At 74.2% G+C, this 2,454-nt stretch carries 2 protein-coding genes; both read right to left on the bottom strand.

The features are described 5' to 3' along the window. Positions 1-18 precede the first annotated feature (18 nt). Positions 19-1,188, bottom strand: a complete 1,170-nt coding sequence (locus tag FPZ41_RS46100; RefSeq protein WP_152870827.1) for an acyltransferase family protein — start codon at positions 1,186-1,188, stop codon at positions 19-21. Positions 1,189-1,297: 109 nt separating this feature from the next. Further along, positions 1,298-2,443: an alpha/beta hydrolase gene (locus FPZ41_RS46095; RefSeq protein WP_152870826.1), complete on the bottom strand. Its 1,146-nt coding sequence runs from the start codon at positions 2,441-2,443 to the stop codon at positions 1,298-1,300. Between the last annotated feature and the right edge of the window lie 11 nt (positions 2,444-2,454).

Genomic DNA, 2,454 nt, shown 5'->3' with positions numbered 1-2,454 from the left:
CCCCTCGCCCCCGCCACCCTAGGCATGGCGTGCCGCCCCGTCCCGCGCCGTTTCCGACGGCCGCTGGACCCGCACCACCCGCGAGCCCCGCGCGGCGCGCGAGTGGCCGCCCTTCTCGTAGCCGTGGAACGCCGCCCAGCAAACCATGAGCACGAGGGCGAACACCGGCAGCCAGGCCACGCGGACAGCCATCCACTCCAGGCTCTCCGGAGCGGTGTGCAGACCCGGGAGGCGGCCCACGGCCAGACCGGTGGCGGTGGTCGCCATCAGGGCCGTCTGGTGCCAGAGGAACACGGTCATGGCGGACAGGTTGACGAGGGCCACCGCCGCCCAGGCCATGGGGCGCCGCATCGCCCGGCGCAGGGGTGCGCGCAGCAGCAGCGCGAGGCCGCACTGGGCCAGGCCGAAGGTGACGGCGGCCAGGGTGGGCGGGTTGAGGTTCGACACCGCGGCGCCGGGGACGCCGACCATCGACGTCGGGTAACCGGCCCAGGTGACCAGGACCACCGTCGCCACCCCGCCGCCGGCGAGCAGCAGCCAGCCCGCGCGGCGGCGGTCCAGCTCGCCGCGCGTCCAGGCCGCGCCCAGCGTGTACGGGACCAGCCAGCCCGCCGCCAGGTTCACCCAGCCGAGCCAGGACGGGCCGCCGAGACCGAAGCGTATGAGGTCCACGTGGAGGACGACGGCCAGCGGCCACAGCGGGTTGAGCCGCATCAGCAGCGGGGTCGCCGCCGTCAGCGCGGCGAAGACCAGCAGGAACCACAGCGGGGACAGCGCCAGCTTCAGCAGCGTGTGTACCGTGTCCATGCCCACGCCCGTCGCGAGCAGGCCGGCCGTGGTCACCGCCCAGAGGACGAGGAGGGCCGCGACCGGATGGAACAGGCGGCTCAGCCGGGTGCGCAGCCACTCCCCGTATGTGGTCCCGCGCGTGCGTGCCGACGTGTAGCCCTTCGTCGCCACATGGCCGCCCACCAGGAAGAAAACGGCCAGTGTCTGGAAGACCCACGAGATCGGCGCGAGCCAGGGCATGTCCCGCAGCGGGCTTGCGGTGCGCAGCGCGCCACCGTCCGCGACCAGTGCGGTCACCAGCCAGTGCCCCAGGACGACGCCGAGGATCGCCAAGGTCCGCAGCGCGTCGACCGCCCGGTCCCTGTCCGAGGGGGTGGCCGCGTCGAGGCGACCGGCCATGGTGCGGATGCGGCGGAGCACCGAGGTGTCCCGGGGTCGGGCCCCCCGGCCCACTGTCGCTGTGGTGTACCGACTCTGATGGATCACCGACCGAAGCGGTGTGGCTGACTCACGCACGGGTCACCTCCGAGGTGTCGCCGAGGACGATCCGGGCGAGGTTGTCGAGGGAGACGGAGCCCGGGCGGAAGTAGTCGCTGTGGCCGCCGTCGCCCGCCGCGAAGACGCGGGCACCGAAGGCCGGGGAGACGGGGTCGGTACCGAAGCCGACGGTGGTGCCGAAGAAGTCGGCGTCGGCGTGCGGGACGTCCGCGATCCAGTCGCCGGAGCCCCGCGCCGCCCACACGCGTGCCGATGTGTGCAGCGCGGTGGCACTGTCCGCTCCGGTGCCCGGGCTGCCGACGAAAACGATGTCGTCCACGCGGGCCTCCCCCTGGAGTCCGGTGCCTTGGCGGTCCGCGCCACCCGTGCTGTCCGTGCCGCCCGCGCGCTCCGCCGCGCGGGCGCACACGACCGAGCCGTACGAGTGGCAGAGCAGGGAGATACGGGCGTCCTGGCCGACCAGCCCGCGCAGCTCCCGTACGAACGCCTCCAGGCGGGGCGCCGCGGACTCGGCCCTGCCGGTGGTGAGCACGGTCGTGCTGATGGTGCGCGGGGTTTCGTAGCCGAGCCAGGAGACGACAGCGGTATGTGTGGCGCGTGCGGCATGTGTGGCGCGTGCGGTACCTATGGCGCGTGCGATGCGCTTACCGTGCCCGCCCCCGGAGGACCAGGTCCCAACCTCGTCCATCAGGGCCGTCGCACCCGCGCGGAAGCGGTCGTACGTGTCCAGCGTCGTGTCGGAACCCGGGACCAGGACGGCCACGCGGTCGGCGTGCGCCAGGTCGCCGAAGACCTCGACGGCCTGTCCGGTGCCGCGCCCGTCGAAGGCGAGGAACTGCCGGGAGCTCGCGCCCATGGACCGGTCCGCCTCGGCCCGCTTCCGGTCGCCGTTGGCCGCGGCCATGCGCGCCGCCTCCGCGGCGTTCGCACGATTCGCCTCGTACGCCTCGTCCAGCGTCCCCGCCGTTATCGGTGCGAGCACCGCGGGTGCCGGGGCGGGTATCCGGGGACGCGCGAAGGCGGAGAGGGGCGCGACGACCGCGACAGCGACAACCAGGGCGAGCAGTACGCGCCGGACCCTCCCGGCCCCCCACGTCCTCGACCTCGGCCTCGCCCTCGACCCGCCGACCTCACCGGTCGCGTCGGGCCCGCCCAATGTGCCGGCAG

Source organism: Streptomyces acidicola, from assembly GCF_009377235.1.
Classification (GTDB): domain Bacteria; phylum Actinomycetota; class Actinomycetes; order Streptomycetales; family Streptomycetaceae; genus Streptomyces; species Streptomyces acidicola.
This window is presented reverse-complemented; position numbering and strand designations above follow the sequence as displayed.

Coding starts and splice junctions, on each gene's coding strand:
- FPZ41_RS46100 (WP_152870827.1), bottom strand. CDS start 1,188: ATGGCCGGTCGCCTCGACGCGGCCACCCCCTCGGACAGGGACCGGGCG.